The following is a 9,196-nucleotide window of genomic DNA, read 5'->3' as shown; positions in this document are numbered from 1 at the left end:
GCCTTCGGGGCGTGGGCGTCGGCCAGGTCGTCGAGATAGCAGGCCGAGGTCCACCACAGCACGTGCAGGGCGGACAGCGGGACGGCGGGCGCGGTATTCCCCGTCTCGATTCCGTGCACCAGCATCGGGAGCACGGAGAGCGGATGCCTCAGCTTTTGATGGCGCAGGAGTCCGGTGACCGCGCCCTTGGCCGCGCTCTTCGCCGTGCCCGCTCCGGACGTGGGGACGAGTCCCGCGACGGCGGCCTGTATTTCCGCCTCGATGTCCAGTGATACCCGGCGGTGCAGATCCACGTACGTCATGGAATTCACGGGCGATTTCCGTTCTGGAGTCGAATTGTAGGGGTGGCGTGAACGCCCCAGATTCGATCATTCGGGACGGAGGTCAGCTAGAGCGTTTTTCGGCCGTGGCCGATTCGTGTCGCCCGGATGTCCTCCCGTCTGACCTTCCGTCAGAATGGAACGTGTTCTACTCTGCCCGCGGTCAGGACCGCCGGGCACCCACGCCCGGTCCGGCGCCGGCAGGGGACGTGGAGAGGCGGCAGGAATCCGTATGGGCATCGCCATCACACAGGAGCAGCGGGACCTCGCCGAAGCCGTGCGCGGCTGGGCAGCCCGGACCGTGCCGCCCGAGGACGTCCGCAAGCTCCTCGACAGCCCGCCCCGGACCGGGGTCCGACCCGACTGGTGGGACGCGCTCGCCGCCTCCGGGCTCCTCGCGCCCCACCTGGACGGCGGCGGCCTCCTCGACCTCGCCGTCGCGGTCGAGGAAGCGGCCCGGGCCGCGGTGCCCGGGCCGTACCTGCCCGGCGTCCTCGCCTCCGCGCTGCTGCAGCGGGCCGGAGCCGCCGGACTCGCCGGCGCGCTCGCCGACGGCACCCGGACCGGGGCCGTCGCCCTCGGACCCGGCGGCCTGACCGCCACCCCCGTCCCCGGCGGCGGGCACCTGCTCGACGGGCTCGCCCCGCCCGTCCTCGGCGCCGGGGAGGCCGACCTGGTACTGCTCGCCGCCCAGGGCGCGGACCGCGTCCCCGGCGGCGGGACCTCCTGGTACGCCGTGGACGCCGCCGACCTGGAGATCCGCCCGCACGCCGCCGCCGACCCGACCCGGCCCACCGCCGAGGTCCGGGCGCGCGCCGTCGCCGTACCGCCCGGCCGCCGGCTGGCCCTGGACGGGGAGCTGGTCAGGGACCTCGCCTGCGCGCTGTTCGCCGCCGACGCCTGCGGCACCGCCGCCTGGGCCCTGCACACGGCCAGCGCGTACGCGAAGGTCCGGGTGCAGTTCGGCCGGCCCATCGGGCAGTTCCAGGCGGTCAAGCACCTGTGCGCCGACATGCTGGTCCGCCTGGAGCAGGCCCGGGCCCTCGCCTGGGACGCCGCCCGGGCCTCGGACGGGCCCGCCGGGCCGCGCTCCCTCGCCGCCGCCCTCGCCGCCGGGACCGCACTGGACGCCGCCTGGTCGTGCGCCAAGGACTGCATCCAGATCCTCGGCGGGATCGGCTTCACCTGGGACCACGAGGCGCACATCCACCTGCGGCGGGCCCTCGTCGCCCGGCAGCTCCTCGGCCCCGGCGACGAGCACCGGCTGCGGGCCGTGCGGCTGGCGTCCCGCGGGGTCCGGCGCGAGCTCAGGCTGGAGCTGCCGGAGCAGGCCGAGGCGTACCGGCCCGCCGCCCGTCGCGCCGCCGAGGCCGCGCGGGGCCAGGACCCGGCCGCGGCCCGCCGCACGCTGGCGCCGACCGGCTACGCGGCCCCGCACCTGCCGCGCCCGTACGGCCTCGGCGCCGGCCCCGTCGAACAGCTCGTCGTCCAGCAGGAGCTGGCCCGGGCCGGCGTGCGGCTCGCCGACCTCGGGATCGCCACCTGGGTCGTGCCCTCGCTGCTCGCCTACGGGACCCCCGAGCAGCAGGAGCGGTACCTGCTGCCGGCGCTGCGCGGGGACACCGCCTGGTGCCAGCTCTTCTCCGAACCGGGCGCGGGCTCGGACCTGGCCGGCCTGCGGACCAGGGCCGAGCGGTCCGGGGAGGACGGCACCTGGAGGATCAACGGGCAGAAGGTGTGGACGAGTTCCGCGCACACCGCCGACTTCGGGATCCTGCTGGCCCGCACCGACCCGGACGCCCCCAGGCACCGCGGCCTCGGCTACTTCGTCGTCGACATGCGCCGCACCCCCGGCATCGACGTGCGCCCGCTGCGGGAGATCACCGGCGAGGCCCTCTTCAACGAGGTCTGGTTCGACGACGCCGTCCTGCCCGCCGACGCCTTGGTCGGCGCCCCCGGCGACGGCTGGAAGGTCGCCCGCAACACCCTCGGCAACGAGCGCGTCCACATGGCCGACCAACTGGCCTTCGCCTCCGGCGTCGAAGCCCTCCTCGACCGGGCCGCCGGCCTCGGCGAGGCCCAGCGCGCCCGCATCGGCGCGCTCGCCGCCGAGGCGCACGCCCTCGCCTGCATGGGGCTGCGCACCACGCTCCGGCAGGTGTCCGGGCTGGAGCCCGGTGCGGGCGCGTCCGTACGCAAGCTCGTGCAGACCCCGCACCAGCAGCGGACCGCGGAGCTCGCCCTCGAACTGCTCGGCCCGGCCGGCGCCGTACGGGAGGGGGCGGGGGAGCGGGCGGTGCACGGGCTGCTGATGTCCCGCTGCCTGACCATCGCCGGCGGCACGACGCAGGTCCAGCTCAACGTCGTCGCCGAGCGGATCCTCGGCCTCCCCAGGGACTGACGGGAATCGAAGGAGTCGAGAGGCATGAAGTCGTACATCGTGGGCGTCGGCATGACGCGGTTCGAGAAGCCGGAATCGCGCGACCGGCAGTACTGGGACATGGCGAAGGAGGCCGGCGAGGCGGCCCTCGCGGACGCGGGCATCGGCTACGGACTGGTCGAGCAGGTGCCGGTCGGCTACTGCTTCCAGGCCTCCACGGCCGGCCAGCGGGCCGCGTACGGGCTGGGGCTGACGGGGGTCCCCGTCTACAACGTGAACAACAACTGCGCGACGGGCGCGACCGCGCTGATGATGGCCCGGCAGTTCGTGGCGGGCGGCCTCGCCGACTGCGTGCTCGCGCTCGGCTTCGAGAAGATGAGGAAGGGCGCCCTCGGCGGCGGGGCCGACGGCGGCGACTTCGCCACCTCCCCGGTGGCCCGCCACTACGGGATCATGGCCGCCCGGCACGGCTTCGCCACGTCCCCGCCCACCGCCCAGATCTTCGGCAACGCCGCACGCGAGCACATGGAGCGGTACGGGACCACCCCCGCGCAGCTCGCCGCGGTCGGCGCGAAGAACCACCGGCACTCGGCGCACAACCCGAACGCCCAGTTCCAGGACGTGTACACGGTCGAGGAGGTCCTCGCCGCGAAGCCGATCCACCCGCCGCTCACCCGGCTGCAGTGCTCGCCGACCTCGGACGGGGCCGCGGCGGCGGTGGTCGTCTCGGAGCGGTTCCTCGTCCGGCACGGGCTGCACGGCAGGGCGGTGGAGATCGCCGGCCAGGCGATGGCGACGGACACCGCGGAGTCCTTCGCCTCCGGCTCCTGCATCGACGTCGTCGGCAAGCCGATGAGCGCGGCCGCGGCCCGGCAGGCGTACGGGGCCTCCGGCCTCGGCATCGAGGACGTCGACGTGATCGAGCTGCACGACTGCTTCTCCGTCAACGAGCTCCTGACGTACGAGGCGCTCGGCATGTGCGCGGACGGCGCGTCCGGGAAGCTCGTCGAGTCCGGGGCGACGACGTACGGCGGCCGGTGGGTGGTCAACCCGTCCGGCGGCCTGATCTCCAAGGGGCACCCGCTGGGCGCGACGGGCCTCGCGCAGGCCGCGGAACTGGTCTGGCAGCTGCGCGGCGAGGCCGGCCCCCGCCAGGTCGGCGGGGCGCGGGTGGGCCTGGCCCACAACATCGGCCTGGGCGGGGCGGCGGTGGTGACGCTCCTGCGCCGCGACGCCTGAGCGCTCCGCCGGACGGGCGCTGCCCGACCTGCGGGCCGTCTGCGGCTGGTCGGGCCGCTCCCCTGACGGGGCGCGGTGTCAGGAGCCGGTGCGCAGGGCCGGGTCGACCACCGTCTCGCCCTGCGCCGCCCGGCGGATCGCGTCCGCCAGGTCGTCCGGCGGGCCGTCGCGCAGGACCAGGCCTGAGGCGCCGGAGGCGAGGACCGCGTCCAGCAGGCCGGGGTGGGCGGAGCCGGTGGTGACCAGGACGCGGCACTCGGGGTCGTCCGCCATCACCTCGGCCACCGCCGGGACGTCGTCCACCACGGCCACCGCGGGGCGCTCCAGCGGGGAGGACACCACCTCGATGTCCGGCTGGAGCCCCAGCAGGACCGCGAGGGCCGGGTCCGGCGGCCAGAGGAGGACCCGCAGGGAATGGGGCGGGCGGTGCGAGCGGGGTGTTTCGTCCACCCGGCCAGGGTAGGGGCGGGGCGGCCGGAAACCCGGCAGGACGCTTCACCCGAAGGGATCTGACATGGCGTCAGCGGCCTTCCCAAGTGCTGGGCCGTGCGTTATACATTCCCTCACCGGTTTCTGGAACGCGTTCTAGAACGCCCGGTCCGGGGCGGCGGCCCCGAGGCCGGCCGGAGCGTCCCGGAGCGTCCCGGACCGGTCCGCACGCGACCTCGGTGCGGCCGACGGTGCGGACGACCGCGCCGAGGTCTTCCACGGACAAGGGAGCAGCACCCTCATGCCGATCGACGCCGCCAAGGCCCTGGCCGCCGAACCCCGCCTCGGGGACATCGCCTGGGACCACAAGGACATCCAGCTCTACCACCTCGGCCTCGGGGCCGGGATCCCGGCCGCCGACCCGGACGAGCTGCGCTACACCCTGGAGTCCCGGCTGCACGTCCTGCCCAGCTTCGCGACCGTCGCCGGCGCCCGCATGGCCATGCTGGGCGGCCTCGCCGCACCGGGGATCGACGTGGACCTCGCCGCCGTCCTGCACGGCGGCCACTCCATCGAGCTGCACCGGCCCATCCCGGTCGAGGGGCGGGCCCGGTCCAGCAGCAAGGTCGCCGCCGTGTACGACAAGGGCAAGGCCGCCGTCATCGTGCTGCGCTCCGAGGTCGCCGACACCGACGGCCCGCTGTGGACCAGCGACGCGCAGATCTTCGTCCGCGGCGAGGGCGGCTTCGGCGGCGACCGCGGGCCCTCCGCCCGCTCCGAGACCCCCGAGCGCGAGCCCGACCGGGTCGAGGAGCGATTCATCCGCGAGGAGCAGGCGCTGCTGTACCGGCTCTCCGGCGACTGGAACCCGCTGCACGCCGACCCCGAGTTCGCCAGGACGGCCGGCTTCGACCGGCCCATCCTGCACGGCCTCTGCTCGTACGGGATGACCCTCAAGGCGGTCGTCGACACCCTGCTCGGCGGGGACGTGTCCCTGGTCCGCGCCTACCGCACCCGCTTCGCCGGGATCGTCTTCCCCGGCGAGACCCTGCGGATCCGGATGTGGCGGGAACCGGGCCGGATCCGGGCCGAGGTGGGCGCCGTGGAACGGGACGGCGCGCCGGTCCTCGCCGACACGGTCGTCGAACACGCCTGACCGCCGCGAACCACGCCCAGTACCAAGCCCGCGAAGCCCGAAGCCGAGGAGCCGCACCGTGCGCGCAGCGCTGCAGAGCGAGATAGGCCAGGACAAGCTGGAAGTCGTCGACGACATGGAGGCCGCGGGCTTCGGCCCCGGGAAGGTCCGGATCCGGATCAGGGCCACCGGACTGTGCCACTCCGACCTCTCCGCGATGAGCGGCGTCCTGCCGCAGCCCGCCCCCTTCGTCCCGGGCCACGAGGGCTCCGGCGAGATCGTCGACGTCGGCGACGGCGTCACCACCCACGCCGTCGGCGACCGGGTCCTGGTCTGCTGGCTGCCGCCGTGCGGGCACTGCCCGGCCTGCAGGCGCGGCCAGGGGCACCTGTGCCTGGAGGCCTTCGGGAACGTCGCCACCCCGAACTTCCGCCGCGCGGGCGGCGGGGACGTCTTCGGCTTCGCCGGGACCGGGACCTTCGCCGAGGAGACGGTCGTCCCGGCCGCCTGCGCCGTGAAGATCCCCGACGACCTGCCGTACGACATCGCCGCCCTGATCGGCTGCGGAGTCACCACCGGGCTCGGCGCCGCCATCAACACCGCCGGGGTGGAGGCCGGCTCCTCGGTCGCGGTCATCGGCTGCGGCGGCGTCGGCGTCTCCGTCGTCCAGGGCGCCAAGGTGCAGGGCGCGGCGCAGATCGTCGCCGTCGACCCGGTGGAGTCGCGGCGCGAGGCGGCGCTGCGGTTCGGGGCGACCGAGGCGGTGGCGCCGGAGGCCTTCGCCGACGCCCGGAACCGGATCACGGCCGGCGAGGGCTTCGACTACGTCTTCGAGGTCGTCGGCAAGTCCGTCACCGTGCAGACCGCGTACGGGATGACCCGGCGCGGCGGCTCGGTCGTCGTGGTCGGTGCGGGGGCCCTCGACGACAACTACTCGGTCAACATGTTCTCGCTGTTCTTCGACGAGAAGAAGATCCTGCCGTCGATGTACGGGGGCGGGGACGTGCTGCGGTCGTACGAGCGGACCATCGCCCTGTGGCGGGCCGGGCGGGTGGACCTGGCAGGCCTGATCACGCACCGGGTGCAGCTCGGCGAGATCAACGACGCCCTGGACCAGATGCGCACCGGTACCGCCCTGCGCACCTGCATCGACATCTGAGAGGAGCCCCGCACATGACGCTCCCACTGGAGGGACTGTCCGCCATCGTCACGGGCGCCGGCCGCGGGCTCGGCCGGGCCGAGGCGGTCGAGCTGGCCCGGCTCGGCGCGAGCGTGGTCGTCAACGACTTCGGCCGGCCCGGCCGCGACGGGTCCGGCGAGGCCTCCGCCGGGCCGGCGCAGGAGGTGGCCGAGGAGATCCGGGCCGCAGGAGGGCAGGCGGTCGCGCACGGCGGCGACGTCGCCGACTTCGGGCAGGCGCGCGGTCTCGTCGAGCTGGCGGTGAGCAGCTTCGGCAAGCTCGACATCCTGGTCAACAACGCGGGCATCCTGCGCGACCGGATGGTGTTCTCGATGTCCGAGGAGGAGTGGGACTCGGTGATCCGGGTCCACCTCAAGGGGCACTTCAACACCACCCACTTCGCCGCCGTGCACTGGCGAGAGCGGTCGAAGGCGGCGGGCGGCCCGGTCCACGGCCGGATCGTCAACACCTCCTCCGAGGCCTTCCTCGGCGGCTCGGCCGGGCAGCCGAACTACGCGGCGGCCAAGGGCGGCATCGTGGGCCTGACCACCTCGACGGCGCTGGCCCTGGCCAAGTACGGGGTGACGGCCAACGCCATCTGCCCGCGAGCCCGTACCCGGATGACCGAGGACGTCTTCGCCGGCTTCCGGGAGCCGGTGGACGGCGGGCTCGACCCGCTCGCCCCCGAGCACGTCTCCCCGCTGGTCGGCTACCTGGCCTCGCCGGCCGCGGCCGGGGTCAACGGGCAGTTGTTCGTCGTGCACGGCGGGATGGTGGCCGTGATGGAACGTCCCAAGGTGGCCGCCCGGTTCGACGCCGCCAAGGAGGCCTTCTCGTACGAGGAGCTGGACGCCCTCCTCACCCCGCACTACGCGGCACGCCCGGCGGACGAGACCTTCGCGGCGGCCGAGGTGCTGGGCCTGGCGCGCGGCCAGGCAGGCGCTCCGGGGGCGGTGCCGTGACGGGCCGGCGATCGCCTGCGGGCCCGTCGTGGCCGGTCGCGCAGTTCCCGCGCCGCTTCGGGGCGCTGGCGAACCGCGGCCGACTTCGCGGCGGCCGCTCAGCGTGCACCCCGGGCGGGCCCGCCCCCGCGGCCCGCCCGGGACCCGGGTCAGACCCGAGCGGGCTGCGGGAGGGGCGCCTGCTGCGCGGGCTCCTGCGGTACGGGCCCCTGCGGTAGGGGCCTCTGCGGTACGGGCACCTGCGGTACGGGCCTCTGCGGGGGCGGTGCCTGCTGCGCGGGCGCCTGCGGCGGCGGTGCCTGCTGGAGGGGCGCCTGCTGCAGCGGGACCGGGCGGGGCGCGGCCGCCGCAGGCGGCGGTTCGAGCCGGACCGGCGGCGGCGCCGCAGGCATGGTCAGCCCCGCGATCCCGCACGGCATCTCCGCGGTGGAGTACGGCAGGCGCAGCCGGCCCTCGGGGCTCCACAGCCCGGCGCCGAGCCAGCCGGCGGGCGCGGGAAGGCGGAAGACGCGCCGGTCGGCGGGCCGCCACAGGCCGAGGCCGCCGTCCTCCAGCCGGAGCGCGACCGCGCAGGTCTCCGGCGTCAGGGCCTGCCCCGGCTGGACCGCGAACGGGACCCCGCCCTCGCCGCGCAGGCACTCCGGGAAGCGCACCGGCAGGGAGCTGCCCAGGACGCCCCAGCCGAGGCGGGACGTGCCGGGGGCGTCCGAGCGGATCAGCAGCAGCCCGCTGCCGGGGTCGGCCAGCAGCAGCCGGTCGTTGCTGCCGTCCGCGATCTGCAGCAGCGGGGAGAACGCGCCGCTCCCGGCCAGGTCCACCGCGACGGCCTTGACGATGCCGCCCAGTTCCCGGTCCAGGGCCAGCATGCGGCCGCCGCGGTCCAGCCAGACGCCGCCCGTGCACCGGCCCGGGATCCTCGCGGCCTGCCCGAACGGGCCCCCGGCCACCCGCCAGACGGTGGTCTCGGTGTCCGAGGCGGCCAGGGCGAAGGCGCTGCCCCCGTCCGGCGACGGGGGCAGCAGTGACACCCGTACGCCCTCCCCGGCGGGCTCCACCGAGCCCAGCGGGAGCTCCCCGGTCCGCCAGCCGGCCCTGGTGCTGCCGGTCGGGTACAGCAGGGCGAAGGCGTGCCGCCGCGCGACCCGGCGGTGGATCAGCACCCGCCCGTCGGCCAGCGGCAGGACCTCGCTGTCCGCCTCCTCGGGCTGGGCCAGCGGCAGCGGCACCGCGTACGGCTCGGGCCCCCCGAGGGTCCAGCGCTCCGGGTAGCGCGCCTCGCCGGTGCCGGCCAGCCTGGCAGCGTACGACCCGTCCGCGGCGATGGTGAACGGGGCAGCCGTCGTGATCTCGATGGCACAGACAGTCATCCGTGCGTCACCTCCGGTGAGGAAGCTAGTTTTCGCGTTGCAGGCGGACAACGCGACCCCCGGTGCTTCACACATACGGGTGGCCGCTCGGCGGTTCTGCCGAGGCGGAAGGGAAGCGTGTGCCTGTACGGGCGCCCGTGGGTGTACCGGTGCGGCAGAGCCGGCCCGGGGGTGCGGGCGGGGG

General features: G+C 75.3%; 7 protein-coding genes and 1 pseudogene. 5 read left to right on the top strand and 3 right to left on the bottom strand.

The annotated features are described in order from the left end of the window. Positions 1 to 302: pseudogene (locus HYE82_RS29930) on the bottom strand (hypothetical protein); the annotation flags it as partial. Positions 303 to 552: 250 nt separating this feature from the next. On the opposite strand from HYE82_RS29930, the gene HYE82_RS29925 reads away from it, so the two are divergent. Then, positions 553 to 2,721, top strand: a complete 2,169-nt coding sequence (locus HYE82_RS29925; RefSeq protein ID WP_179177323.1) for an acyl-CoA dehydrogenase — start codon at positions 553 to 555, stop codon at positions 2,719 to 2,721. 24 nt (positions 2,722 to 2,745) lie between these two features. Continuing rightward, complete coding sequence (locus HYE82_RS29920; protein ID WP_179177322.1) at positions 2,746 to 3,939, top strand: beta-ketoacyl synthase N-terminal-like domain-containing protein; 1,194 nt, start codon at positions 2,746 to 2,748, stop codon at positions 3,937 to 3,939. A 78-nt stretch (positions 3,940 to 4,017) separates the two neighbouring features. Here HYE82_RS29920 and HYE82_RS29915 read toward each other — a convergent pair whose 3' ends face one another. Next, positions 4,018 to 4,389: a response regulator transcription factor gene (locus tag HYE82_RS29915; protein WP_179177321.1), complete on the bottom strand. Its 372-nt coding sequence runs from the start codon at positions 4,387 to 4,389 to the stop codon at positions 4,018 to 4,020. A 280-nt stretch (positions 4,390 to 4,669) separates the two neighbouring features. Between HYE82_RS29915 and HYE82_RS29910 the strand changes: the two genes are divergently transcribed. The 3 genes from HYE82_RS29910 to HYE82_RS29900 are packed head-to-tail and all read left to right on the top strand — an operon-like array spanning position 4,670 to position 7,645. After that, entirely contained in the window at positions 4,670 to 5,524 is an 855-nt protein-coding gene (locus HYE82_RS29910) for a MaoC/PaaZ C-terminal domain-containing protein (protein ID WP_179177320.1), read from the top strand. A 58-nt stretch (positions 5,525 to 5,582) separates the two neighbouring features. Continuing rightward, the gene (locus HYE82_RS29905) at positions 5,583 to 6,662 is read left to right on the top strand and encodes an alcohol dehydrogenase catalytic domain-containing protein (RefSeq protein WP_179177319.1); all 1,080 of its coding nucleotides are present in this window, start codon (positions 5,583 to 5,585) and stop codon (positions 6,660 to 6,662) included. A 14-nt stretch (positions 6,663 to 6,676) separates the two neighbouring features. Beyond that, entirely contained in the window at positions 6,677 to 7,645 is a 969-nt protein-coding gene (locus tag HYE82_RS29900) for a 3-oxoacyl-ACP reductase (RefSeq protein ID WP_179177318.1), read from the top strand. A gap of 149 nt (positions 7,646 to 7,794) precedes the next feature. On the opposite strand, the gene HYE82_RS29895 is transcribed toward HYE82_RS29900, so the two are convergent. Beyond that, positions 7,795 to 9,012, bottom strand: a complete 1,218-nt coding sequence (locus HYE82_RS29895; protein WP_179177317.1) for a hypothetical protein — start codon at positions 9,010 to 9,012, stop codon at positions 7,795 to 7,797. Between the last annotated feature and the right edge of the window lie 184 nt (positions 9,013 to 9,196).

The organism is Streptomyces sp. BR123 (genome assembly GCF_013401435.1).
In the GTDB taxonomy this organism is placed as follows: domain Bacteria; phylum Actinomycetota; class Actinomycetes; order Streptomycetales; family Streptomycetaceae; genus Streptomyces.
The sequence above is the reverse complement of the archived record's forward strand: the minus strand, read 5'-3'. Positions and strand labels throughout refer to the sequence as shown.

What these genes read in the sequence shown, in the direction of transcription:
- HYE82_RS29925 (WP_179177323.1), top strand. Translation starts at nt 553, where the DNA reads ATGGGCATCGCCATCACACAGGAGCAGCGGGACCTCGCCGAAGCCGTG.
- HYE82_RS29920 (WP_179177322.1), top strand. Translation starts at nt 2,746, where the DNA reads ATGAAGTCGTACATCGTGGGCGTCGGCATGACGCGGTTCGAGAAGCCG.
- HYE82_RS29910 (WP_179177320.1), top strand. Translation starts at nt 4,670, where the DNA reads ATGCCGATCGACGCCGCCAAGGCCCTGGCCGCCGAACCCCGCCTCGGG.
- HYE82_RS29900 (WP_179177318.1), top strand. Translation starts at nt 6,677, where the DNA reads ATGACGCTCCCACTGGAGGGACTGTCCGCCATCGTCACGGGCGCCGGC.
- HYE82_RS29895 (WP_179177317.1), bottom strand. Translation starts at nt 9,012, where the DNA reads ATGACTGTCTGTGCCATCGAGATCACGACGGCTGCCCCGTTCACCATC.